Genomic DNA, 24,582 nt, shown 5'->3' with positions numbered 1-24,582 from the left:
GTGGGCCCGTCCTGCCTCCGGTACCGCCGCGTCCGAACTACAGTGGAAGCCGCCCGATTCCCCGACCGGCGGTGCCCGCGACAAGAGGTGGAGACGATGCTCAGATGGTTGGCTGTTGCCGCGACGTGGGTTCTCGCCGCGGTGTCCTCGACGCTCGTCCTGGTCTCCCCGTGGTGGCTATTCGTCACCGGCGTCCTCGCCTTCATCGCCCTGGTCGGCACGTACGACCTGGTGCAGGCCCGCCACAGCATTCTGCGGAACTATCCGGTGCTCGGGCATTTCCGCTTCCTCATGGAGAGCATCCGGCCGGAGATCCAGCAGTACTTCATCGAACGCGACACCGACGGGACCCCGTTCGACCGGGAGACGCGCACCACGATCTACGAACGCGCCAAGGACGTCAAGGACGTCGACCCGTTCGGCACCCAGCGCGATCCGACGGTGATCGGATACGAGTACGTGCGGCACTCGATCGTCGCGCACTCCGCCACCGACGAGACCCCCACCGTGCGGATCGGCGGGCCGGCGTGCACTCAGCCGTACGACATGGCGATGTACAACGTGTCCGCGATGAGCTTCGGCGCGCTGTCGGCGAATGCGATCCTGGCACTCAACGGCGGTGCCGCCAAAGGCGGCTTCGCACACGACACCGGTGAGGGTGGGCTCAGCTCCTACCATCTGCGGCCCGGGGGCGATCTGATCTGGGAGATCGGCACGGGTTATTTCGGCTGCCGCACCCCCGACGGGCACTTCGACCCCGAGCAGTTCCGTGCCAAGGCATCGAACCCGCAGGTCAAGTGCATTTCGATCAAGCTGTCCCAGGGGGCCAAACCCGGTCTCGGCGGAGTGATGCCCGGCCCCAAGGTGACGGCCGAGATCGCGCAGATTCGGGGTGTCCCCGCCGGGCGGTCCGTCGTCTCACCGCCCTCGCACAACGCTTTCCACACCCCCGTCGGGCTGTGCGAGTTCATCGGCCGTCTGCGCGACCTGTCGGGCGGCAAGCCGGTCGGCTTCAAACTGTGCGTCGGTTCGCGCAGTGAGCTCCTCGGCATCTGCAAGGCCATCCGCCAGACCGGGATCGCACCCGATTTCATCATCGTCGACGGGGCCGAGGGCGGCACCGGGGCCGCGCCGGTGGAATTCGAGGACAACGTCGGGACCCCGCTGACCGAAGGCCTGATGACGGTACACAACGCACTGGTCGGCACCGGTCTGCGCGACCAGATCCGGATCGGCGCGTCGGGCAAGATCACCAACGGCATCGACATCGTCAAGCGCGTAATCCAGGGCGCCGATTTCACCCTCGCGGCGAGGGCGATGATGATGGCCGTCGGATGCATTCAGGCGCAGCAGTGCCACACCAACAAGTGCCCGGTCGGCGTCGCCACCCAGGATCCGAAGCGAGCCCGCGCACTCGACGTGCCCGACAAGACCGAACGGGTCTACAACCTGCAGCGCCACGTCGTCGACAACGCCAAGCAGTTCGTCGCGTCGATGGGGCTGACGAGCTTCGACGATCTCCACCCGTCGATGCTGATGCGGACGGTGGGGCCGAACAGATCGAAGTCGTACGCGGAGATCTACGAGTGGCTCGCGCCGGGCGAACTGCTGACCCGCCCGCCGGAGTCGTGGCGCGAGGACTGGGAGTACGCGAGTGCGGAGTCCTTCGTCCTCACGAGTGCACACGAACCCGATCCGTCACACCGGCCGCCGAGCCACGGCAGCACCCAGCATCCGCTCGCGGTGTAGCCCCGCTCGCGGCGTTCTCAGCGCCAGGCGAACACCGGCTGTTCGAGATCGTGAACGCGGGTGTCCCGGCCGGCCAGTACCACCTCGGCGAACTGATACACGACCGCGGCCGTCGGCGCGTGGATCCGGGCGCCCGCGATGTTCAGCGCGACCAGGGTGCGCGGCGACTCCGGTATCCGGCTGAACACCGCCGGCCTGCGCAATTCGTCGAAGGACACGAAGAAGAGCTCGTCCACCTCGGCCGGACTCGGATGGACGGGCGGGTCGTCGTCCACCCAGCACACCACCGGTGTCATCAGATAGCCCGACCGCGTCTCGTAGTCGTCGAGAAGGCCGAGCACCGTCTCCTCACCGAGCTCGATCCCGATCTCCTCGTGCAGTTCGCGCAACGCGGCCCGGGTCGGCGTCTCGCCGGGATCGAGGCGTCCGCCCGGGAGCGCGAACTGATTGGAGTGGTTGCGCAGGGACGACGGCCGCCGGGCGATCCAGATCCCGTACTCCCCGCCGTGACGGACGACGGTGATGGCGACCGCCGAGTGCCGGAGCCTGCCCGCCGGGTCGTCGATGGTCCGGCGGGCCCAGCTCCCGATCCGCTCCCGTGCCAGTTGCCGCGTGATCTCCATGCCGTCATCTCTACCCGGTGCGGCGTCCCGAGGGCGGCTAACCGATCACCACGAGCAGGTCGCCGGGCGCCACCTCGGCGACCGCGTCGACGGCGACCCGCTCGACCACCCCACCGACGGGCGCGGTGATGGAGGCCTCCAACTTCATCGCCTCGATCGTCGCCACGGTCGATCCCGCGGTGACGCTGTCGCCCTCGGCCACGGTGACGGTGACGACGCCGGCGAAAGGCGCTCCGATCTGGCGCGGATCACTGCGGTCGGCGCGTTCGGCGACAGCTGCCGACGGCTCCACCGACCGGTCCTGGGCCGGCACCGGCCGCAGTGTCCCGTTCACCGTGAACAACACGGTGCGGCGGCCGAGGTCGTCGGGTTCGCCGACCGCTTCGAGACCGACGAGCATCTCGGTGCCGGGACCCAGTCGGACGCGATGCTCCTCGCCGGGCCGCAGACCGTAGAAGAACTCCGTCGCCGACAGCCGCGAGGTGTCGCCGAACGTCGCCCGATGGTCGCCGAACTCGGCCGCCGGACCGGGGAACAGCAGCCGGTCCAGAACCCGCCGCCTGCGCGGCCCGGATCGGGTGAGCGCCTCGCGATCGTCGGCCGCGAGGGCGGCGGTCGGCGGCGTGTGGGTCCGGCCCGCGAGGGCCTGCGTGCGCAACGGTTCCGGCCAACCGCCGGCGGGCTCTCCGAGATCGCCGGCGAGGAAGCCGATCACCGAGTCGGGGACATCGTGCGATGCGGGGTCGGCGGCGAACTCGGCAGCGGTGATCTGCTGCGCCACCAGCGACAGGGCGAGATCGCCGACCACCTTCGACGACGGCGTCACCTTGATCGGCCGCCGCAACAGTGCGTCGGCGTCGGCGTAGGCCCGTTCCACCTCCTCGAAGCGGTGGCCGACGCCGAGGGAGATGGCCTGCTGCCGCAGATTCGACAGCTGTCCCCCGGGGATCTCGTGTTCGTAGACGCGTCCGGTCGCGGCTCCCACCCCGGACTCGAACGGCGCGTACACGCGGCGCACCGCCTCCCAGTAGGGCTCCAGGGAGCACACGCTGCGAAGATCCAGCCCGGTGTCGTGTTCGCCGTTCTCCAGCGCCGCCACCACCGCCGAGAGCGATGGCTGACTGGTGGTGCCCGACAGCGGAGCGCTGGCGGCGTCGACCGCGTCTGCTCCCGCGGCGATCGCCGCGAGATAGGTGGCGACCTGACCGCCCGCGGTGTCGTGGGTGTGGACGTGGATCGGGATGTCGAACTCCCGGCGCAACGCGCCGACCAGGGCGGTCGCGGCACGCGGACGAAGCAGACCGGCCATGTCCTTGATCGCGAGCACGTGGGCGCCGGCGTCGACCACCTGCTCGGCCAGACGCACGTAGTAGTCGAGGGTGTACAGATCTTCACGCGGATCCGACAGGTCGCCGCTGTAGCTCAACGCCACCTCGGCCACCGCCGTCCCCGTCTCGCGTACCGCGTCGATGGCGGGCCGCATCGCCTCGACGCTGTTGAGCGCATCGAAGATCCGGAACACGTCGATTCCCGTGGCCGCCGCCTCCGCGACGAAGCCGCGGCACACATCGTCCGGATACCGGGTGTAGCCCACGGTGTTGGCACCGCGGAGCAGCATCTGCAGGCAGACGTTCGGCAACCCCTCCCGGAGTCGTTCGAGCCGCTCCCAGGGATCTTCCTTCAGGAAGCGGAGCGCTACGTCGTAGGTGGCACCGCCCCAGCACTCCACCGACCACAGCTGCGGGGTCAGTGCCGCCACGTACGGTGCGACGGCGTCGAGGGCGCTGGTGCGCAGCCGGGTGGCGAGCAGCGACTGATGCGCGTCGCGGAAGGTGGTGTCGGTGATCGCGACGGCGGACTGAGTCCGCAGCGACTCGGCGAACCGGTCCGGCCCCAGACTCAGCAGACGCTGCCGTGAGCCCGCGGGCGGCCGCGCCAGCAGGCTCGCCGGGACGGCGGGCAGTTTGGAGGTGGGACGGACGGTCGACGGCGCCTCACCGTGCGGCCGGTTCACCGTCACGTCGGCCAGATACGCCAGCAGCTTGCCGACGTCGTCGCCCGGTGCGTGCCCGGTGAGCAGTTCCGGATGGTCGTCGATGAACGAGGTGGTGGTCCCGCCCGCGAGGAAGTCGTCGTTCTCCAGGACCGCGCGGAGGAACCCGATGTTGGTGGTGACGCCGCGGATCGAGAACTCGGCCAGCGCTCGCCGGGCCCGCGCGGCCGCGGTCGCGAAATCGCGGCCCCGGCAGGTGAGTTTGACGAGCATCGAGTCGAAGTGGCCGGTCACCTCGCTGCCCAGAGCGGCGGCGCCGTCGAGCCGGACCCCCGCCCCGCCGGGCGCGCGGTAGTCGCGGACGCGGCCGGTCTGCGGCCGGAAGCCGTCGGCGGGATCCTCGGTGGTGATGCGGCATTGCAGCGCCGCACCGCGGACGGTGATCGCGTCCTGGTGCAGCCCCATCCCGGCGAGCGAGGCACCGCCGGCGATCTGCAGCTGGGCCGACACCAGATCCACCTCGACCACCTCTTCGGTGATCGTGTGCTCCACCTGAATCCGCGGGTTCATCTCGATGAAGTAGTGCCGGCCGCGTTCGTCGAGCAGGAACTCGACGGTGCCCGCACAGGTGTACCCGATATGCCGGGCGAAGGCGACGGCGTCGCGGCAGATGCGGTTGCGCACCTGGGGGTCCAGGCCCACGGCGGGGGCGATCTCGATGACCTTCTGATGCCGCCGCTGCAGGCTGCAGTCCCGCTCGTACAGGTGCACCACGTCACCGCCGGCGTCGGCCAGGATCTGTACCTCGATGTGTCGCGGTCGCACCACCGCCTGCTCCAGGAACACCGTGGGATCGCCGAATGCCGCATGGGCTTCCCGGCCCGCCGCCGTCACCGCATCGGCGAGATCCTCGATCCGTTCCACCCTTCGCATCCCGCGGCCCCCGCCGCCGGCCACCGCCTTGACGAATACCGGGAACGTCAGCTCGGCCGCCGCCGCTACCAGCTCGTCGGGGTCGGATGACGGCGCCGACCCGGCGAGCACGGCCAGGCCCGCCTCGCGGGCGGCCTGAACCGAGCGCTTCTTGTCGCCGGTGAGGTCGAGCACCGCGGCCGACGGTCCGACGAAGACGAGTCCGTTCTCGTCGCACGCGCGGGCCAGTCCGGCGTTCTCCGAGAGGAAGCCGTAGCCCGGGTACACCGCGTCGGCCCCCGATCTCAGCGCCGCCCCGATCACCTCGTCGACTGACAGATAGGCCTTGACCGGGTGGCCGGGCGTGCCGATCTGATACGACTCGTCGGCCTTGAATCGGTGGATGCCGCCGCGGTCCTCGTGCGGGAACACGGCCACCGTTCCGAGGCCGAGGTCGCGGGCCGCACGGAAGGCCCGGACCGCGATCTCGCCTCGGTTGGCGACCAGGATCTTCGAGATGCTCACGCCGGAACGGACCTCTGCTGCGGGCCCGAGTACGCGGACAGCGGACGGATCAGGGCGTTCGACTCGGTCTGCTCGATGATGTGGGCCGTCCACCCGGTGATGCGGCTCATCACGAACAGCGGCGTGAACATCGGGATGTCGAAACCCATGAGGAAGTACGCCGGTCCGGTCGGAAAGTCGAGGTTCGGCCGGATCCCGGTCCGCGAGACCATCTCCTCTTCGAGCTCGGCGTAGATGGCGAGCCATCTGGATTGACCGAGGTGTTCGGAGACCTCCCGCAGCGCGCGGTACATGGTGGGCACCCGGGAGTCTCCCCGCTTGTAGACGCGATGGCCGAAACCCATCACCTTCTCTCCGGCGGACAGCTTCGCGTCGAGCCAGGCGCGCGCCCGCTCGGGGCGGTCGATCTCGATCATGTCGTGCATCACGGCCTCGTTGGCGCCGCCGTGCAGCGGTCCCTTCAACGCGCCGATCGCCGCGGTCACCGCGCTGTAGATGTCCGATCCGGTCGAGGTCACGACGCGGGCAGCGAAGGTGGAGGCGTTGAAGCTGTGTTCGGCGTAGAGCACCATCGACTTCTCGAAGGCCCGGACGACCACCGGATCGGGCACCTCTCCGAAGCACATGTTCAGGAAGTTCTCCGCGTAGCCGAGCCCGTGGTGCGGGGCGATCGGGTCCAGTCCCCTCCTGCGTCGCAGGTCGGCGGCGACGATGGTGGGCAGCACCGCGAACATCCGCTGAGCCTTGTCGAGCAGTGACGCGGGTGCGGCGACGTCCTCGTCGGGGTCCTCGGTGCCGAGATAGCTGATCATCGTCCGGACCACGTCCATCGGGTGGCAGGTCTCGGGAGTGCGGGCGAGCACCGCCTGTGCCGATCGGTCCAGACGCCGGGCGGCGCGCTCGCGCTGGGTGAACTGTTGCAGCTGATGATCCCCCGGCAGCTCGCCGTACCAGAGCAGGTACGCGACCTGCTCCATCGAGCACTTCTCCGCGAGTTCCTGCACCGGATAGCCGCGATAGGTGAGCGAGTTGGTCTCCGGGACCACTTTCGAGATCGCGGTGGTGTCCACGACGACACCGGCCAATCCCTTGTATATGGCGTCGGTGTATATGGCGTCGGTCCCGCTCGTCCGTGCGGCCGCGGACTGCGCGGTGGGCGTGTCGGTCATTTCTGAACCCCCGGTCGGGTGTAGGTGAACAGCTGGTTGTCGAAGGCGTTGTAGTCGGCGTATCGGAGGAACTCGTAGAGGCGGGCGCGGTGCTGCATGCCGTCGAGGAGCCCCCGCTGCGTGCCGGTCGAGGAGAGTTCGCCGAGACCGGCCTCGACGGCACCCATCGCGATCCGGAGAGTGGTGACCGGATAGATCACCGCGTTGTAGCCGAGATCCCGGAGTTGCTGTGCGGTGAGCAGTTCCGACTTGCCGAACTCGGTCATGTTCGCCAGCAGCGGCGCGTCGACCGCCGCGCGGAAACGCTCGAACTCGGCGGCGGTGGCCAGGGCCTCGGTGAAGATGAGGTCGGCTCCGGCGTCGACGTACGCCTTCGCTCGGTCGATCGCCGCATCGAGGCCCTCGACGCCGCGGGCGTCGGTGCGGGCGCACACGATGAAGTTCTCGTCGCGGCGGGCTCCGACCGCGGCTCCCAGCCTGCGCAGCATGTCGTCGACCGGGACCACCTCCTTGCCGTCGAGGTGTCCGCAGCGTTTGGGGTTCACCTGGTCCTCGAGGTGGCAGCCGGACAGCCCGGCGTCCTCGAGCGTCGCGACAGTCCGGGCCGCACTCATCGGCTCGCCGAACCCGGTGTCGGCGTCGATGAGCGTCGGCAGGTCGGTGGCTCGCGCGGTCGCTCCGCCGCGCGCGGCGACCTCGGTGAGGGTGGTGAGGCCGATGTCGGGCAGCCCCAGGTCGGCGGCCAGCGCGGCGCCCGAGACGTACACGCCCTCGAATCCGGCGTCGGCCACCATCTTGGCCACCAACGGTGAGAACGCGCCCGGCCAGCGCTGGAGTTCGCCGGAGTTCAGGGCGTCGCGCAGGCCGCGCCGCTTGTCGGCGTCGCTGCGGCCGGAGGAGAAGACGCTTCCGGAAGTGGCGGTCATCTCAGAGGATTCCCTTCCCGGTCTCCGGCGCGGACGCCAGCACGTCCGGCAGGACGCGGACGTTGAGGGCGTCGAGACCGCCGGCGGGCAGGTCCGCGAGGCCGGTCGCCGCCGCGACGAAGCGTTCCTGCTCGGCGGGGTCGATCACGCCCTCGGCCATGCGCGCGAACTTCGCCAGATACTGGTCGCGGGCGAATGGACGGGCGCCGAGCGGGTGGGCGTCGGCGACGGCCAGTTCGTCCTCGATCACCTCGCCGCTCGCGAGGGTGATGACGGCGCGGGCGCCGAAGGCCTTCTCGTTCGGGTCGGTGGAGTGGTAGCGGCGCGTCCACTCCGGGTCCTCGACGGTGGAGATCTTGCGCCACAGTTCCACCGTGTCCGGGCGGGCGGCGCGCTCGGGCGCGTACGAGCGTTCGTGGTCCCATTCACCGTCCTGGAGCGCGACGGCGAAGATGTACATGACCGAGTGATCGAGCGTCTCACGGCTCGCGGTCGGGTCGAACTTCTGCGGGTCGTTCGACCCGGTGCCGATCACGTAGTGGGTGTGGTGGCTGGTGTGCAGCACGATCGACGCGATCTGCGAGGGGTCGCCGACCCGGTCGCGCATCCGCCGGGCCAGGTCGATCGGCGCCTGGCTCTGGTACTCGGCCGAGTGCTCCTTGGTGTAGCTGTCGAGGATGGCCCGCTTGGCCTCACCCGGCGCAGGCAGGGGCACCGTGTAGCGCGCCTCGGGCCCACCGAGCATCCAGGCGATCACACCGTCTTCGCCCTCCCAGATCGGCGACGGCGCCCCCTCGCCGCGCATCGCCCGGTCGACTGCCTCGACCGCGATCTTGCCCGCATGGGCCGGGGCGTACGCCTTCCAACTGGAGATGAGTCCCTTGCGGGACTGCCGCGTGGCGGTGGTCAGGTGCAGGGCCTGGCCGACGGCCTGGTAGATCGTCGGCACATCGAGCCGCAGCATGGTGCCGAGACCGGCCGCGACCGACGGACCGAGGTGCGCGACGTGGTCGATCTTGTGCTCGTGCAGGCACATGCCCTTCACGAGATCGATCTGGATCTCGTACGCGGTGGCCAGTCCGCGGATCAGATCGGCGCCGTCGGCGCCCACTCGCTGCCCCACCGCCACCAGGGCGGGGATGTTGTCGCCGGGGTGCGAGTACTCGGCGGCCAGGAAGGTGTCGTGGAAGTCCAGCTCACGCACCGCGACGCCGTTGGCCCAGGCCGCCCACTCCGGTGCGTACGAGCCGTCGACGCCGAAGACCGTGGAGCCGCCGGCGACCGGCCTGGTCTGCGCCTGCCTGCGCGCGCTCACGACCGGTCGCCGCACCACCGACGCGGCGCTCACGGCCGCGTTGTCGATGATGCGGTTGACGATCATCTCGGCGGTCTCGTCGGGCACACCGACGGGGTCGGCGGCCACCTGAGCGATCTTGTACGCGAGATGCTCGCTCAACGGAAACTCTTCGGCGCTGCGGCGGGTGCGGACTTCGTGATTGATCATGTTCGCACCGTACGCAGGCGCTCTCGTCTCGCGAAAGGCCTGGCAAATGCGTATTTCTGCGGATCTTTCAGGACTATGTTGCGAATCTTGCGGATACCGTGCCGGATACAGTTGGCGCATGGCCAAGACCTATGTGGGCGGCCGGCTCCGCCGGCTGCGCGAGGAGCTCGGGCTGTCGCAGGCGGCGCTCGCCCGGCGGCTGGACCTGTCCACCACGTACGTCAATCAGCTCGAGAACGACCAACGCCCGATCACCGTCCCGGTGCTGCTCACCATCACCTCCGCGTTCGACCTCGCGCCGGACTTCTTCTCCGCGTCCGGCGACGCCCGCCTCGCCGCCGACCTGGCCGACGCGATCCTCGAGCAGGGAGAGAAGGTGAGCCGGACCGAGGTGGCTGAGATGGTGGCGCGCATGCCGCAGATCGGCCGCGCCCTGGTCGGCATGCACCGTCGGCTGGCGGCGGCGACCGCCGAGCTGGAGACGCTCCGAGCGCGGACCGGTGACGGCTCCACCGAACCCCACATCACCCCGTTCGAGCAGGTCCGCGACTATTTCTACGACCGCCGCAACTACATCGCCGAGCTCGACCTGGCCGCCGAGCGACTCTTCGCCGACGCCGGCCTGTCCGTCGGCGGGCTGGATCTGCAGCTGGCCGACCTGTTGGAACACCGGTTCGGCGTCCGCGTCACGATCGCGCCCGCCGAGCGCGGCACCGGACCCAAGCGCGTATTCGACGAGGAGTCGGCGACGGTGACGCTCGCGCGGCGACTGTCGGCGGGCCAGCGCGCCTTCCAACTCGCCACGCAGCTCGCACTGCTCTCGCAACGCCCGCAGATCGATCGGCTGGTGGCCTCCGCGGACAGCCTCGACGACGCCTCGATACCCGTGGCGCGCGTGGGCCTCGCGAACTACTTCGCAGGTGCGCTGGTTCTCCCCTACGGCGAATTCGCCGCTGCCGCACGTGAACTCCGCTACGACGTCGACCTCTTGAGTCGGCGGTTCGAGGTCGGCTTCGAGACCGTCTGCCACCGCCTGTCCACCCTGCAACGCCCCGGCGACCGCGGAGTTCCGTTCATCTTCGTCCGTGTCGACAAGGCCGGGAACATCTCCAAGCGTCAGTCGGCGACCGCGTTCCACTTCTCCCGGGTGGGCGGCAGCTGTCCGCTGTGGGTGGTCCACGACGCCTTCGCCACGCCCGGCCGGGTGCGGACCCAGGTGTCGCAGATGCCGGACGGCCGCAGCTACTTCTGGCTGGCGCGGACCATCGACTCGCATTCGGGCGGCCACCTCGCGACGCCGTCCGACTTCGCGATCGGCCTGGGCTGCGATCTCGCGCACGCCGACGAACTGATCTATTCGACCGGAGTCGACCTCGCCGAGGACCGCACGATGGTGCCGATCGGCGCCGGCTGCAAGGTGTGTCCGCGGCCGGACTGCTCGCAGCGCGCCTTCCCGATGCTGGGCCGCGGCATCCACATCGACGAACGGATCAGCGACTCGATCCCGTACCGCCGGTCGGAGTGAACCGGGGCGGTACGGGACCGCAGCCGTGCGGATCGACCGATGTCGGTGGAGTCGATCAGTCGTGAGCGAAGCTCACGGTCGGGAGCACCTTCCGCAGCCAGGCCGGCGTCCACCAGGCCGCCCGTCCGGTCAGCCGCAGCAGCACCGGCAGCAGCACCAGCCGGATCAGGAAGGCGTCCAGCAGCACCGCGACGCCGAGGATCACTCCCATCTCCTTGGGAGGCAGCGGTCCGGACAGGGCGAAGGTGAAGAACACCGCCACCATGACTCCGCCCGCGGCGAAGATCACCCGCCCCGAGTGCGCCACCGCGCCCACCATCGCCGACCTCGCATCGCCGTCACGTTCCCAGTGCTCCTTGGCGGAGGCGAGCAGGAACACCGTGTAGTCCATCGCGATGGCGAAGATCATCGCGAAGAAGAACACCGGCGCCCAGGCGTCCAGGAAGCCCTGCGACTCGAAGCCGAACAGTCCGGCACCGAGTCCGTCCTGGAACACCAACCGCGCCACGCCGAACGCCGCCGCGGTCGAGAGGAGACTGACCAGCGTTCCGAGGAAGGAGATGAGCGGCGCCGCCAGCGCGAACAGCAGTAGCAGGAATCCGAGCGTCAAGACCACCGCGATCACCACCGGAGTGCTCCGGTCGAGTTGCGCCTTCAGGTCCAGATTCTCTACGGCGGCACCGCCCACGAGCACCCCGGCGGGCAGGCCGGCGCGCAACCGGTCGACGGTCTGCGCCAGTTCCGGGTCCGACGGATCGACGGTCGGCACGGCCTGGATCATCCGGTAGTCGACGCCGTCGGACGGTGCGGCCGGCGGGGTCGCGGCCGCGATTCCCGGATCGTCCGCCAGCACCGTGCGCGCCTCGTCGGCGACCGCCGCGGGTGCGATGACGGTCAGCATGCCCGGCGCTCCCGGACCGAAAGCCTCCTGCACGCGGTGGTAGCCGACGCGGGCACTGGCGTCTTCCGGGAGCACCTTGATCGACGGCATGGCGGTGGTCAGGCCCACCAGCGGGATCGCCAGGACCACCAGGATCGCCAGGGCCGCCGCTCCCCACCGCAGCGGGTGCCGCCACAGTCGTTGCGCCCACGCCTCGAACCGCGGCGAACGGTGTTCGCCCGCCTTGACCCACGGCAGCGGCAGTTTGTCGATGCGGTGATCGAGCTTCGAGAGCACCAGTGGCAACAGGGTGAGGGTGGCCGCGAGGATGAACACGACCGAGATCATGATCCCGCCCGCCATCGACCGGAACGACGGTGACGGCACCAGCATCACGGCGGACAGCGACACCAGCACGGTCGCGCCCGAGAGCAGGACCGCCTTGCCCGCCGTATCCATGGTCTGAGCGATCGCGGCCCGCATCGGCAGTCGCTGTCCCATCCGTGCCGCCCGGAACCGGACGACGAGGAACAGCGCGTAGTCGATGCCCAGGGCGAGGGAGAACATCATCGCGAAGTTCATCGCCCAGATCGACACCGGGACAACGGCGTTCACCAGCACCAGAATTCCCGCCGACGCGACGAGACCGGCGATCGTCAGCAGCAGCGGCAGCCCGGCGGCGACGAGCGCACCGAACGCCACCACCAGGATGAAGAGCGTCACCGGGAATGAGATCATCTCGGAGGTCAGCATCGCCTCGAGGTTGGCCTTGTTGAAATCCGACCACATCACCGACGCACCCGTGGGCGCCACCTGAACGCCGTCGCGTGAGAGGGCCTCGAGTGGCGGCGACAGATCGGTCGCCGCGCGCACCATCTCGTTGGTGTCCGCGCCCGCACCGCCGATCACGATCGCCGTCCGGCCGTCGGCGGAGAGGGTGGGCCCCGGCGTCGGCTCGATCACCTGGCTGATCCGTCCGTCGGCGCGCAGGATGTCGCCGACAGCGGCGATCACCTCCGGCCCATCACCCTCGGTGAGGGACCGCTGGCCCGTCACGACCACCTGGATGGCCGACGACGCGTTCCCGCCGAAGTGCGCGACCGCTAGATCGCGGGCCGCGACCGAGTCGGACCCCTGTGCCTGCCAGCCGGCGCCGGAGAGACTCTTCTCCACCGACGGTGCGAAGACGCCGAGCCCGATGACGATCAGGATCCACGCCGCCGCGACCAAGCGGCCGTGGGCACTCACCCAGACGCCGAGCCGACCGAGCGGCCCGGGCCGCGGCTCCACCGCGCCCACGGACGCGGCGGACGCCCGCGTCGGTTCCAGTTCTTCACTTCTCATGTCATTCGTCCTCCTCCATATCCCCCTGGGGGGTTAGTGGGAGACCGTACATCCCCCCAGGGGGTTATGCAATAATCGAGGCGACGAGAGGAGTCGACATGCAACTACCCGACGAGAAGCTCAAACCGGTGCTCACGCGGCTGCGACGCGCCCATGGCCATCTGGCGACCGTGATCCGCATGCTCGAAGAGGGTGCCGAATGCGAGGATGCCCTGACCCAGCTCGCCGCGGTCGACAAGGCGCTGGCGCGCAGCGGCTACGCCCTGGTCTCCACGGGCCTGATCCACTGCATCAGCACCGAGGGCCCGGACAGCGTCGATCAGGCCAAGATGGAGAAGCTGTTCCTGTCGTTCGCCTGAGAGCGGATCAGCGACGGACGGCGGTGCGGAGCAGCGCGAGCTGGATGGTGGTGAGGAGCCGGTCGTCCCGGTCCTCCAGGCGCAGGCCCGAGAGCTGCTGGGCCCGCTCGATCCGATAGCGCAGGGTGTTCGCGTGCACGCCCACCGCGGCGGCCGCATCGCGCACGTTGCCGTGCGCGTCGAGATAGGCCTGGACGGTCGCCACCAGGTCGGCGGAGTGCTTGCGGTCGTAGTCCGCCAGCGCGGCCACCCGCGGGTCCAGGAGGTCCTCGCGCGCGGCGACCACGTCGAGGATCTCGCCGAGCAGAACCGCGGTCCGTGATTCGGCCAGACTCGTCACCCGCGCTGCACCCGGAGCCGATGCGGTGGCCGTGAGCACCCGGTCCACTTCGGCCCGCCCGGCAGGAACGTCGGCCAGCCCGGCGAGCGGGCTGACCACCGCGGCGTGCAGCACCGCGCCCGCCAGGGCCGCGTCCCCGTCGAACTTCGTGACGAGTCCGCCGACCCAACGCATGATCGCGGCCGTGTTGACCGCCGGCAGCAGCAGGTACGCGCGACCGTCGAGCACCGTGGTGACGGCCGCGGCGGCGAAGGCGCTGGCGTGCAGCCGGAGTGCACCGCCGACTGCGGCCATCGCGTCCTCGTAGACGGCCTGGTCGCCGCCGGTGGGCGCGATCCCGATCACCGCGACGGCCTCGTCCACCGGCCACCGCAGGTACGCGCCCGCCGACGAGACGTCGATGCCCCCGTGCGCACCGAACAGACGCTGCACCAACTGGCCCTCCGTGGACGGCGCACGCATCTCCCGGGTCAGGATGCGCGCGGCGATGGCGGCGGCCCCGCGCATCACGTCGGCGGAGTCGTCGGCCAGCGGTCGGGCACCCTCCTGCACCCAGATGGAGCCGAGATGCCTGCCGGATCGGGCGTGGACGCCGACGACGAGGCGGCGGCGCATGGCCTGTTCCGGATGCTCGGGCACGTCGACCACCTCGCCGCCGCGGCGGATCGCGTCGAACACACCCCAGCGACGAAGCAGATCCAAGTACGCGGGCGGCCCGGCCCGACCGAGGATCGTCTGCACCCGCAGGTCGTCGGCCTCGCCCTTCGACGGCGAGTACGCGAGGACCCGCGCACTGGTCGCGTCCTCGATGGACACCAGTCCCCCGGTACCGTTCGCGACCAGCGCCACCAGACCGAAGAGATCGACGTCGACGGGCGGCGTCAGGTCCGCGGGGTCATCGTCCCGGACCCGGTCCAGACATCCCTGCACCGTCGTCAGCACCCGGTCCCACCGCGCCCGGGCATCGACCACCACCACGGCCACCCCCGCCCGCGCGGCGACCTCTGCCAACCCGGACGGATTCGCCTTGGTGAAGACCACACGCGGCCCCTCGACGGGCCTCCCCTCCGTGTGGCGCCCTCGCATCCACTCGAGGACCGCGCCGGTGCCGAGTCCCACCAGAAGCACCGCGTCCGTCGGCGCATCGAGACCGCCGGCCAGATCGTCGGCATCGATCATCGACACCGAGGTGATCCGCCGTTCCGGATCGGCGTCGGCGAGGACGTGTGCCACGGCGGTGTCGAGGGCCGAGACGACGTCTCGGAGGAGCACCGACGGATGCGTCGCCGACACCTCGTCGCTCGTCGCTCCGGAATCCTCGTCACCAGTGGTCATGGCAGTAGAGTCTGTCAGGTCAGCTGGAGAATCGTACAAGAAACCACGTGATCGTTCGTAGTATTGTCCGACGACCGCCGCGGCCCGCCGACGTGTACTGGCATCATGACCACCGCACACGCCGCCGACCCGATTCCGGCGCCCACCGAAGTGTTCACCGAACTGAACGAGCTCGCCGACTCCTCCGAGAAACTCGTCACCGACTGGCTGCGCGCCGCCGCGGCGGCGCAGACCGAGCCGCATGCGTCCGCTCGCCGTCTCGCCTCGGTCCTGTCTGATCCGCGCGGGCTCGACTTCACCGTCGGTTTCGTCGACCGGGTGATCGGCACCGAGGACCAGAAGGCGGCCGCCCAGGCGCTCGCCGAACTCGCGGCGAGCACCCCGGCCACGCTGGGCGCCTGGGACCGCTTGCAGATCAAGGCCGGCGGCGTCCTGGCCGAGAGGCTGCCCGGGGTGGTCATCCCCGCCGCGCGCGCACGGATGCGTTCGATGGTCGGGCACATGATCGTCGACGCCCGTGAGCGGCCCTTCCGCCGGGCGGTCGCCAAGCTCCGCGAGAGCGGCCATCGGCTCAACATCAACCCGCTGGGCGAGGCCGTGCTCGGTGACGCCGAGGCCGACAACCATCTCGCGGACGCGCGGGCATTGCTGCGGCGCGATGACGTCGACTACGTCTCGATCAAGGTCTCCTCCGTCGCCTCCCAGATCTCGATGTGGGCGTTCGAGGAGACGGCGCAGTACATCATCGACCGACTGACGCCGATGTATCTCCAGGCCGCCGCCGCGCCCGCGGGCACCAAGTTCATCAACCTCGACATGGAGGAATACCGCGATCTGGAACTCACCATCGAGGTGTTCACCCGGCTCCTGAGCCTCCCCGAACTCAAGCACTTCGAAGCGGGGATCGTGCTGCAGGCCTACCTGCCGGACGCACTCGGCGCGATGCAGCGCCTGTCGGACTTCGCCGCCGCCCGGGTGGCGGCCGGCGGCGCAGGGATCAAGGTCCGGCTGGTCAAGGGCGCCAACCTCGCCATGGAGTCGGTGCACGCCGAGGTGGCCGGATGGCCCCAGGTGACCTGCTCGTCGAAGACCGCGACCGATGCCAACTACAAACTCGTGCTGCACTGGCTGCTCAACAGGGATCACATGCGGGGCCTGCGCGTCGGTGTGGCCGGGCACAATCTGTTCGACATCGCCTTCGCCCATCTGCTGGCCGATCGCCGCGGTGTGTCCGACCGCGTCGAGTTCGAGATGCTGCAGGGCATGGCGACCGAGCAGGCCGACGTCCTCAGCGCCGACGTCGGCCGGCTGCTGCTGTACGTGCCGACGGTGAAACCGAAGGAATTCGACGTCGCGATCTCGTACCTGGTACGCCGTCTCGAGGAGAACGCCGCGCCCGAGAACTTCATGTCGGGAATCTTCGACCTCGCGCCCGGAAGTGCGATCTATCACCGGGAGTCGGGGCGGTTCCGCGATGCGCTCGCCGAACTCGGCCGCATCCTCACCACCGACGGCTACGCGCCTCCCCTGCCGAACGACCGGCAGGACCGGACACTCGACCAGTCCGCTGAGACGGCCCTCGATCCGGCACTGCCGCTTCCGGCCTTCGCGAACGAACCGGACACCAACGCCGCCCTGCCCGCCAATCAGCGATGGGCGCGCGACGCGCTCGCCACCGCGACACCGCAGTGGCTCGCCTCCCAGCCCGTTCCCGACGCGATCGCCGAGGACGAGGTGGACGCGCTGGTCGAGCGCGCCCGGTCGGCCGCCGCACAGTGGAGCGCACGCCCGGCCGCCGACCGCGCAGCGATCCTCTACCGCACCGCGGACATCCTCTCCCGCCGGCGCGGACACCTCGTCTCACTGGCCGCGGCCGAGGCGGGCAAGACCGTCGCCCAGTCCGATCCCGAGATCTCCGAAGCCATCGACTTCGCCCGCTACTACGCGCATCGAGCACTGGAACTGGACGAGGTCGCCGCGGCCGCCTTCACTCCGGACCGGGTGATCGTGGTGACACCGCCGTGGAACTTCCCGATCGCGATCCCCGCGGGCGGCACCTTCGCCGCCCTGGCCGCCGGCGCAGCGGTGATCCACAAGCCGTCGAAGCCGACACCGCACTGCTCGATGGCCATTCTCGAAGCCCTCTGGGAGGCAGGTGTTCCGCGCGAGGCGTGCCAGGGAGTGTTTCCCGACGAGGGCCCGGCCGGGCGACGATTGATCAGTCATCCCGACGTCGACCGCGTCGTGCTCACCGGTGCCTCCGAGACCGCGGCCCTGTTCGCGTCCTGGCGTCCGGACCTGCGGATCAACGCCGAGACCTCCGGTAAGAACGCGCTGATCATCACCCCGTCCGCCGATCGCGACCTCGCCATCGCCGATCTGGTCCACAGCGCTTTCGGCCACGCGGGCCAGAAGTGCTCGGCGGCGTCGCTGGCGATCCTCGTCGGCAGCACGTACTCCTCGGAGCGGTTCCGCCGTCAGTTGGTGGACGCGGCCGCCTCACTCGTCGTCGACTGGCCCACCAACCTCTCGGCCACCGTCGGACCGCTCACCGAGGATCCGAGCGATAAGCTGCTGCGGGCCCTGACCACCCTCGAGCCGGGCGAACGCTGGCTCCTGAAGCCGCGACGGATCGACGACCGACTGTGGTCACCGGGAATCAAGGACGGTGTGGCGCCCGGAACGTTCTTCCACCGCACCGAGTGCTTCGGACCGGTTCTCGGACTGATGCGCGCCGAGACGCTCGACGAGGCCATCGAGTTGCAGAATGCCACCGACTTCGGACTCACCGCGGGTCTGCACTCCCTCGAGCCGCGCGAGGTCCGCTCGTGGATCGACCGCGTCGAGGCGGGAAACGTCTACGTCAATCGCGGCATCACCGGCGCGATCGTCCGCAGGCAGCCCTTCGGCGGGTGGAAGCGGTCGTCGGTGGGTCTGGGTTCCAAGGCGGGCGGTCCCAATTACCTGATGCTCATGGGATCGTGGGCCGACCGCGACTGCCTGCCCGACGCCGCACCGGCCGCGCTCGCCGAGGTCGGCGCCTTCATCGACTCGGTCTCGCCGGTGCTCACCGCCGGCGAGACGGCATGGCTGCGAGCGGCGGTGAGCGACGACGACACCGCGTGGGCCGCCGAGTTCGGGACGCCGCGCGACGAGACGGGCCTGGCCGGCGAGGCGAACATCTTCCGCTATCGCCCCGCGGCGGTGGCGCTGCGGGTGACGGCGGAGTCGACGCCCGCCAAGGTGGCACGACTGCTGGCGGCCGCGCACCGGAGCGGTGCGCGCGTGGTGGCGGCACCGGCGCCGGACATCGGCGACGATCTGCGCGCGGTGCTCGACGCCGCGGCGGCGCTGGGCGTGCCGGTCGATCCCGCCCGCGACGACCGGGCCTTCGTCGACCGGATCGGACGGGCCGGCATCGCCCGTGTCCGCCTGGATTCTCCGGCGACACCGGCACTGCGCGATCTCACCCTCGGACGGCCCGAACTCGCGGTGCTCGACGACACCGTCACCGCGTCCGGACGCGTCGAACTGCGGTACTGGCTCGCCGAGCAGTCGGTCTCGATGACCCTGCATCGATTCGGGAACCTCGACCGCGCCTTCGTCGAATTGGCCGAAGACCTCAAGTCTTCATAGATCGCCACAATGTGGGGACGTGCATCTTGTACGTCCCCACATGCTTTGCCGGGCCGGTCACCGGGAAGAATCGTCGTGAGCGGGAGACCTGTGTCACATTTGACGCGTGTGTTGCTTCCGGCTGAACCCACCTCTAGGAGATGACCTATGACCGTCGCGCCCGACGACAAGACCATCCAGCTGGTCGCGGTCGCGCTGTACTTCGCAGCCATGCTCGGCATCGGCTGGTACGCGTACCGCCGCACGCGGAACAGTCTGGACGATTACATGCTCGCCGGCCGCGGCCTCAAGCCGTGGGTCGCCGCACTCAGCGCGGGTGCGTCGGACATGTCGGGTTGGCTGCTGATGGGCCTGCCGGGCGCGATGTATCTCTCCGGCCTCTCGGCGTCCTGGATCATGATCGGCCTGCTGATCGGCGCGTGGACCAACTGGAAGCTGGTCGCGCCGCGACTGCGCGCATACACGCAGGTGGCAGGTGACTCGATCACGATTCCGAGCTTCTTCGAATCGCGATTGCACGACGACTCGCGCATCCTCCGGATCACCTGCGGCGTCATCATCCTGGTGTTCTTCACGTTCTACGTCTCCAGCGGCATGGTCGCCTCCGGCAAGTTCTTCGACAGCTCCTTCGGGGTCGACTACACCGCGGGCATGCTGATCGTCGCCGGCATCACCATGCTGTACACGCTGTTCGGCGGGTTCCTCGGCGCGTCGCTCACCGACGTGGCGCAGGGGCTGCTGGTGGTGGTCGCGCTTCTGGCGGTTCCGATCATCGGCATCATCGACCTGGGCGGCGTCGGCGCCACCATCGACGGAGTGAACGCCGCCATGGACAACGGTCTGAGCTTCTTCGCCGGGACCACCGTCATCGGCATCATCTCGGCGGCCGCGTGGGGCCTGGGCTACTTCGGGCAGCCGCACATCATCGTGCGTTTCATGGCGCTGCGGTCCCCGTCCGAGGCCGGTGTCGCCCGCCGAATCGGCATCGGCTGGATGCTGCTGTGCGCGCTCGGCGCCGTCGGCACCGCACTGGTCGGCATCGCCTACTTCGCCGAGCACACCGCGCAGGCCCCGAAAGACGCCGAGACCGTGTTCCTGTCGCTGTCGCAGCTGCTGTTCCACCCCTTCATCGCGGGCCTGGTGCTGGCCGCCGTGCTCGCGGCCATCATGTCCACCATCTCGTCCCAGCTCGTCGTCTGCTCGTCGGCTCTGGTGGAGGATCTGTACAAGCTGGTCGCCGAGAAGACCGGCAGGGGCCGTGAACTCACCGACAAGACCTACGTCATGCTCGGCCGTCTCGGCGTTCTGACGATCGCGGTGATCGCCGCGCTGCTGGCGATCTCGCCGTCGAACAGCATCCTGGATCTGGTCGCCTTCGCCTGGGCGGGCTTCGGGTCGGCCTTCGGCCCGGCGGTGATCCTCTGCCTGTACTGGCGCCGGGTCAGCACCGTCGGAGTCCTGTCGGGCATCGTCGCGGGCGCGGTCGTCGCCTACGTGTGGGGTCAGACCTCGCTGAGCGAGGACCTCTACGAGATCATCCCGGGCTTCGCCGCCAGCCTGATCGTCACCGTGGTCGTCAGCCTGCTGACCTTCCGCGCGGACCCGGAGATCGATGCCGAGTTCACCCGCGCGGTGGAGCTGAGCCGGTCCAAGGAGCCGTTCACTCATCAGACGGACGACGTCCTCGCCGACGTCTGACCCGCCGCGCCCCTACTCGCGCCACCGCAGCGCTTCGAGCGCCGCCGCCACGGCGACGGCGTTCGTCTCCAGCGGCCGCGGCAGCAACTCCTGGGCACGCGCCACATGCCGGACCACGGTATTGCGATGCGTGTACAGGCGTGCGGCGGCCGCGCTCGCGTTGCACTGACAGGCGAACCACATCCGAACCGATTCGTGGAGACCGCGGTCGGCGGACGCCAGATCGCCGAGGGTGTGCGCGACGAAGGCGTCCAGCCGTGTCAGATCGCGCGTCATCGCCGCCAGCAACGCGAGATCGTCGTATGCGGCGAACCGCGCCGTCGAGCCGAGCCTGGTCAGCAGTTGCTGTCCTTCGAGTGCTTCGAAGTGGCTGCGGCGGAACCCCTCTCGACCCGCGCCGGGCGAGCCGGCCGTCACCCGTACATGCGGGTGCGCCGCGAGGGCCGCGTCCACCACCAGCCGATCGGTCGGCAGCCACACCCACAGTTCCGAGGCCCCGGCCAGGACGGTGAGACGGCGACCGACGCCGGAGGCGACCATGATCGCCTCGCAGGCGGCCTCCAGATCGTCAGGTGCCAGCCCGGCGTCCCCGGAGATCACCATCGCCGACTGCGGTCCTTCGATCGAATATCGGAGAGCGAGGTCGGCGCGGGCCGGCGCGATCGGCGCACCCTCCAGGATCAGCGCGACCGCAGCACGCCGCTGGGCGTGGTTGTCGCCAGCGAGTTCGGCGCGGGCGACGTCGATCTGGTGCGTCAGTTCGGCCACCGTGTCGTCGATGAAGGTGGCGATCGAGACCGAGGTCACCTCGAGAAGCTCCCGCAGCAGTCTCGCGTCCGAGGTCAGACCGAAGCAGATCTGCATCCAGAGCCGCCAGGCGGTGTTCTGCGCGGTGCGGAACGAGTCGAGCGCACCGGCGTCGAATCCGCGCCTGACCAGATCGCGGACGAAGCCGATCGTCTCCTCGTTGAGGTTGACGCTCACCCGTGCGCCGGGATCGGCCAGGTTGCTTCGAGCCCAGTGGTTGAGATTGCCCTCGTTGATCCGCAGGGCGACCTCTCGCAGATCCGCATCCACGAGGACGCGCTCCATCCCGGCGGGGTGCATCGCGGCGTGGTTCATATCGGCGATCCATTCGGGCGGAGCGTTCAGAACCGTCTCCACCCCGGCCCGGATGAGGTCGGCCACCTCGCGACTGGGCTCGGCCAGTTCTGCCTCGTCAGACGCCATATGGTTGATTATGCACTCCGACTGCGGCCATGCTGGTGCGATTCATCCTTGCTTTTCATCGACGGTTACAACGATCATTGGTATCGAAGGTTCAGCCCTCCTGACGAGAAGGAACACCATGACCACCGAATCGACGGGCACATCGGCCACCGCCGACTCGATTTTGAGCGAGCAGCCGCTCGACGTCGTCGTCCTCGGCGCAGGCATCTCCGGAATCGGCGCCGCGCACTACCTCACCACCGAGCATCCCGGAAAGAGCTTCGTGATCCTCGAATCACGCGACTCCATCGGCGGTACCTGGGATCTGTTCCGGTACCCCGGTATCCGCTCCGACTCCGATCTCAACACATTCGGGTACGAGTTCAAGCCGTGGCGCGATCCCCAGGCCATCGCCGACGCACCCCGCATCCTCGACTACCTGCGTGAGGCCGTCGCCGAGGACCGCCTGGAGTCGAAGATCGCGTTCAACCGCCGCGCGGTGTCGGCCGACTGGTCCGAGGCCGAGCAGTTGTGGACCCTGACCGTCAAGCACAACGACACGGGCGAGACCTCCGAGGTCAAGACCCGCTGGGTGTTCGCGGGCACCGGCTACTACAACTACGACGAGGGCTTCACTCCGGAGTTCGCAGGCAGCGACGACTTCGCGGGGCAGATCGTCCATCCGCAGCACTGGCCCGAGGATCTCGACTACCGGGGCAAGAAGGTCGTCGTCATCGGGTCCGGCGCCACCGCCGTCACCCTGGTCCCCTCGATGGCGGGCGATGCCGCCCACGTCACGATGCTCCAGCGCACGCCGACCTACGTGATCCCGCTTCCCCGCGAGGACGCCATCTCCAACGCGCTCAAGAAGACGCTCGGCGCCGAGCGCGGCTACCGGCTGAGCCGTCAGAAGAACATCTTCCAGCAGAAGCTGGTGTACCAGTTCTGCCAGCGCTACCCGAGCGTCGCGCGCAGGGTCATCCGCGCCTCCAATGCGGCGCTCCTCCCCCGCGACTACGACCTGGACACCCACTTCAACCCGCCGTACAACCCGTGGGACCAGCGGCTGTGCGTGGTCCCGGACGGCGACCTGTTCAAGGCGATCAAGAAGGGCACCGCGTCCATCGAGACCGGCCGGATCAAGCGGTTCGTCGCCGACGGCATCGAACTCGAGTCCGGTCAGGTGCTCGAGGCCGACATCATCGTCACGGCCACCGGTCTCAACCTGCAGTTGTTCGGCGGGATGGAGCTCAGCCGCGACGGCGAGCCGATCGACCTGTCCGAGACCGTCGCCTACCGTGGCGTGATGCTGTCCGGCGTGCCCAACTGGGTGCTGGCGATCGGCTACACGAACTCGTCGTGGACGCTGAAGATCGGCCTGCTGTGCGAGTACTTCTGCCGCATGCTGACCCACATGGACCAGGGCGGCTACAGCTCGGTGCGGCCGGTGGCCGATCCCGGCATGGAGACCCGGCCGCTGCTCGATTTCGGCGCCGGATACGTCAAGCGGGCCCTCGACCGTCTGCCGAAGCAGGGCACACAGAGCCCGTGGACCATGACCATGGCGGTCTCCGCCGACGTCAAGCAGCTTCGCAAGGGCGAGGTCGACGACGCCTTCCTGGACTACCGGAAGGTCGCCGCCACCGTCGACGCCTGAGGCTTCCCCTTCGAGTACGGGTGCCCCGGACCTCATGGTCCGGGGCACTCGTGTCTATCGGTGGTCGGCGTCGCTCAGTTGCTGCTGCCGACCGCGTCGGTGATGCCGCCGAACAGCCCGCCGAGGCTCCCGCCGAACAGGCCACCGAGGCTGCCGCCGCCCAGGCTGCCCGTGCTGCCGCCGTCGCCGCCGGTGCCGGGATCGGGGTCGCCACCGTCACCGGGACCGCCCGGATCGCCTCCGCCGTCACCGGGGTCGCCGCCGCCGGCGGCCTCGACGACCAGGTTCCTTATCGACGACTTCGCGCCCACCACGGCCTTCAACTCCACGGCACCGGCGGTCGTGGGAGTCCACTGACAGGTGGCTTTGCCGTTCGCGAGGACGAGCCCGGAGCAGATCGCGGCACCGTTCGCGGTGAGTGTGACCGCACTGCCCTCGGATGCGTCGGACGTCACCACGACCGGGGTTGCGGTGCCGACCTTGGGCGATCCGTTGACCGCGATCACCGGCGCACCGGGTTCGGGTTCGGGGTCGGCTGCCGCGACGGTGCCCGTGATCGTCGCGTTGGACGCCTCGATGGTCGCGGTTCCCGAATAGACCGCCTTCAGCGAGTAGGCGCCACCCGCGGCGGGCTTCCAGTTCGTCGTCGCGACTCCCGCGGCGACGGTCCCGGTTCCGATCGAGGCGCCGTTGTTGAAGAATTCGACCGTGCCGCCGGTGGCGCCGCTGCCGCCGGCCGTGACCGTCGCCTTCACAGTCGAGGTCTCACCGGCCTTGGGCGCCGGCGTCACCGACACGGCCGTGGCCGACGCGGTCTTGGGGGCGGGTGTTTCCACGGTGATGGTCGGGCCCACGTTCGACTGGTTGTTGTTCTTCTCGAACACGTTGGTGGTGGACCACTGCAGGCCGCCGGTGTTCAGCGTGCCCGGCGCACACTCCACCGTGTAGTCCTGCGTCCAGATCAGCGGCTTGGCCTCCCACGAACCGCCACCGGTCGCATCGATCATCACCCAGCCGTCGCCGGAGGTCACCTCGTTCGGCTTCTTGGTCCCGGGACCGTCCGGATTGTTCGTGTAGGTCCCGCCCGAGACCGTCCACACGGAGGTGTTCGGCACCGCTTTCATGCACGACGGATGATTGTCGCGCACGCTGTACACCAGCCACCCCAACTTGCGGTCGATCCGATTCGTGATGGTGA

At 69.4% G+C, this 24,582-nt stretch carries 15 protein-coding genes; 6 read left to right on the top strand and 9 right to left on the bottom strand.

The features are described 5' to 3' along the window. Nucleotides 1-96: 96 nt before the first annotated feature. Nucleotides 97-1,749: an FMN-binding glutamate synthase family protein gene (locus tag Y710_RS11775; protein ID WP_006896489.1), complete on the top strand. Its 1,653-nt coding sequence runs from the start codon at nt 97-99 to the stop codon at nt 1,747-1,749. 17 nt (nt 1,750-1,766) lie between these two features. Here the strand turns inward: Y710_RS11775 and Y710_RS11770 are convergent, their stop codons facing one another. Genes Y710_RS11770 through prpD form a run of 5 tightly spaced genes read right to left on the bottom strand, consistent with a single transcriptional unit; the run spans nt 1,767 to nt 9,401 of the window. Then, a complete protein-coding gene (locus Y710_RS11770) occupies nt 1,767-2,372 on the bottom strand; it encodes an NUDIX hydrolase (RefSeq protein WP_006896490.1) in 606 nt (201 codons plus the stop codon). A gap of 37 nt (nt 2,373-2,409) precedes the next feature. Continuing rightward, on the bottom strand, nt 2,410-5,802 hold the full coding sequence (locus Y710_RS11765) for a pyruvate carboxylase (RefSeq protein WP_006896491.1): 3,393 nt from the start codon (nt 5,800-5,802) through the stop codon (nt 2,410-2,412). Further along, a complete protein-coding gene (locus Y710_RS11760; protein WP_006896492.1) occupies nt 5,799-6,971 on the bottom strand; it encodes a bifunctional 2-methylcitrate synthase/citrate synthase in 1,173 nt (390 codons plus the stop codon). The genes Y710_RS11765 and Y710_RS11760 overlap by 4 nt, the downstream gene beginning before the upstream one ends. Then, complete coding sequence (gene prpB / locus Y710_RS11755; protein WP_006896493.1) at nt 6,968-7,897, bottom strand: methylisocitrate lyase; 930 nt, start codon at nt 7,895-7,897, stop codon at nt 6,968-6,970. The genes Y710_RS11760 and prpB overlap by 4 nt, the downstream gene beginning before the upstream one ends. A gap of 1 nt (nt 7,898) precedes the next feature. Beyond that, nucleotides 7,899-9,401: a 2-methylcitrate dehydratase PrpD gene (gene prpD / locus Y710_RS11750; protein WP_006896494.1), complete on the bottom strand. Its 1,503-nt coding sequence runs from the start codon at nt 9,399-9,401 to the stop codon at nt 7,899-7,901. 118 nt (nt 9,402-9,519) lie between these two features. On the opposite strand from prpD, the gene Y710_RS11745 reads away from it, so the two are divergent. Beyond that, nucleotides 9,520-10,926: a short-chain fatty acyl-CoA regulator family protein gene (locus tag Y710_RS11745; RefSeq protein ID WP_006896495.1), complete on the top strand. Its 1,407-nt coding sequence runs from the start codon at nt 9,520-9,522 to the stop codon at nt 10,924-10,926. A gap of 55 nt (nt 10,927-10,981) precedes the next feature. Here Y710_RS11745 and Y710_RS11740 read toward each other — a convergent pair whose 3' ends face one another. Beyond that, nucleotides 10,982-13,150 carry an MMPL family transporter gene (locus Y710_RS11740; RefSeq protein ID WP_082781299.1) on the bottom strand — a complete coding sequence of 723 codons (2,169 nt, stop codon included), beginning with the start codon at nt 13,148-13,150 and terminating at the stop codon, nt 10,982-10,984. A 98-nt stretch (nt 13,151-13,248) separates the two neighbouring features. Between Y710_RS11740 and Y710_RS11735 the strand changes: the two genes are divergently transcribed. Further along, on the top strand, nt 13,249-13,509 hold the full coding sequence (locus Y710_RS11735; protein ID WP_006896497.1) for a metal-sensitive transcriptional regulator: 261 nt from the start codon (nt 13,249-13,251) through the stop codon (nt 13,507-13,509). A gap of 7 nt (nt 13,510-13,516) precedes the next feature. Here Y710_RS11735 and Y710_RS11730 read toward each other — a convergent pair whose 3' ends face one another. Further along, a complete protein-coding gene (locus Y710_RS11730; protein WP_062367539.1) occupies nt 13,517-15,184 on the bottom strand; it encodes a PucR family transcriptional regulator in 1,668 nt (555 codons plus the stop codon). A gap of 105 nt (nt 15,185-15,289) precedes the next feature. Here Y710_RS11730 and Y710_RS11725 point away from each other — a divergent pair, with 105 nt between their 5' ends. Then, nucleotides 15,290-18,820 (top strand): bifunctional proline dehydrogenase/L-glutamate gamma-semialdehyde dehydrogenase, encoded by a 3,531-nt coding sequence (locus tag Y710_RS11725; protein ID WP_062367538.1) that lies wholly within the window; start codon nt 15,290-15,292, stop codon nt 18,818-18,820. A 147-nt stretch (nt 18,821-18,967) separates the two neighbouring features. Beyond that, on the top strand, nt 18,968-20,518 hold the full coding sequence (putP, locus tag Y710_RS11720) for a sodium/proline symporter PutP (RefSeq protein ID WP_062367537.1): 1,551 nt from the start codon (nt 18,968-18,970) through the stop codon (nt 20,516-20,518). Between the two features lie 12 nt (nt 20,519-20,530). On the opposite strand, the gene Y710_RS11715 is transcribed toward putP, so the two are convergent. Next, nucleotides 20,531-21,748, bottom strand: coding sequence for a PucR family transcriptional regulator (locus Y710_RS11715; protein ID WP_006896501.1), 1,218 nt, complete (start codon nt 21,746-21,748; stop codon nt 20,531-20,533). A gap of 118 nt (nt 21,749-21,866) precedes the next feature. On the opposite strand from Y710_RS11715, the gene Y710_RS11710 reads away from it, so the two are divergent. Continuing rightward, entirely contained in the window at nt 21,867-23,384 is a 1,518-nt protein-coding gene (locus tag Y710_RS11710; RefSeq protein ID WP_006896502.1) for a flavin-containing monooxygenase, read from the top strand. Nucleotides 23,385-23,458: 74 nt separating this feature from the next. Here the strand turns inward: Y710_RS11710 and Y710_RS11705 are convergent. Then, nucleotides 23,459-24,582: Ig-like domain-containing protein (locus Y710_RS11705; protein WP_062367536.1), on the bottom strand; the 1,124-nt coding region annotated here is incomplete at its 5' end.

This window comes from Gordonia sp. QH-12 (genome assembly GCF_001578675.1).
Taxonomy (GTDB): domain Bacteria; phylum Actinomycetota; class Actinomycetes; order Mycobacteriales; family Mycobacteriaceae; genus Gordonia; species Gordonia sihwensis.
Note: the sequence above shows the minus strand (reverse complement) of the source record. Positions and strands in the feature narration are given on the sequence as shown.

What these genes read in the sequence shown, in the direction of transcription:
- Y710_RS11775 (WP_006896489.1), top strand. Translation starts at nt 97, where the DNA reads ATGCTCAGATGGTTGGCTGTTGCCGCGACGTGGGTTCTCGCCGCGGTG.
- Y710_RS11770 (WP_006896490.1), bottom strand. Translation starts at nt 2,372, where the DNA reads ATGGAGATCACGCGGCAACTGGCACGGGAGCGGATCGGGAGCTGGGCC.
- Y710_RS11760 (WP_006896492.1), bottom strand. Translation starts at nt 6,971, where the DNA reads ATGACCGACACGCCCACCGCGCAGTCCGCGGCCGCACGGACGAGCGGG.
- prpB (WP_006896493.1), bottom strand. Translation starts at nt 7,897, where the DNA reads ATGACCGCCACTTCCGGAAGCGTCTTCTCCTCCGGCCGCAGCGACGCC.
- prpD (WP_006896494.1), bottom strand. Translation starts at nt 9,401, where the DNA reads ATGATCAATCACGAAGTCCGCACCCGCCGCAGCGCCGAAGAGTTTCCG.
- Y710_RS11745 (WP_006896495.1), top strand. Translation starts at nt 9,520, where the DNA reads ATGGCCAAGACCTATGTGGGCGGCCGGCTCCGCCGGCTGCGCGAGGAG.
- Y710_RS11740 (WP_082781299.1), bottom strand. Translation starts at nt 13,150, where the DNA reads ATGAGAAGTGAAGAACTGGAACCGACGCGGGCGTCCGCCGCGTCCGTG.
- Y710_RS11735 (WP_006896497.1), top strand. Translation starts at nt 13,249, where the DNA reads ATGCAACTACCCGACGAGAAGCTCAAACCGGTGCTCACGCGGCTGCGA.
- Y710_RS11730 (WP_062367539.1), bottom strand. Translation starts at nt 15,184, where the DNA reads ATGACCACTGGTGACGAGGATTCCGGAGCGACGAGCGACGAGGTGTCG.
- Y710_RS11725 (WP_062367538.1), top strand. Translation starts at nt 15,290, where the DNA reads ATGACCACCGCACACGCCGCCGACCCGATTCCGGCGCCCACCGAAGTG.
- putP (WP_062367537.1), top strand. Translation starts at nt 18,968, where the DNA reads ATGACCGTCGCGCCCGACGACAAGACCATCCAGCTGGTCGCGGTCGCG.
- Y710_RS11715 (WP_006896501.1), bottom strand. Translation starts at nt 21,748, where the DNA reads ATGGCGTCTGACGAGGCAGAACTGGCCGAGCCCAGTCGCGAGGTGGCC.
- Y710_RS11710 (WP_006896502.1), top strand. Translation starts at nt 21,867, where the DNA reads ATGACCACCGAATCGACGGGCACATCGGCCACCGCCGACTCGATTTTG.